Here is a 228-nt window from a genome sequence, read left to right on the forward strand (position 1 = left end):
AACTCCCAGAAGGGGTCGAAGTCCGCGAAGGCGGCGCGCGCCGGGTCGTAGTGGTGCGCCGCGCAGTAGTGGACACCGGCGGTGAGCCACACGATGTTGCGCACGCCGGCCCGCTTGAAGGAGCTGAGGACCTGTCTCTTATACACATCTCCGAGCCCACGAGACGGAGCTACATCTGGGGGGGGGGCTTGTGTTTTGGGAAGGGGGGGGGGGGGGGGGGGGGGGGGG

At 68.9% G+C, this 228-nt stretch carries 1 pseudogene; it reads right to left on the reverse strand.

Annotated elements, in window-relative coordinates:
- Positions 1-131 (reverse strand): annotated as a pseudogene (locus ACR9ZK_RS23925) (alkaline phosphatase D family protein); the annotation flags it as partial.
- Between the last annotated feature and the right edge of the window lie 97 nt (positions 132-228).

Source organism: Monashia sp. HAY1-5C (assembly GCF_056755255.1).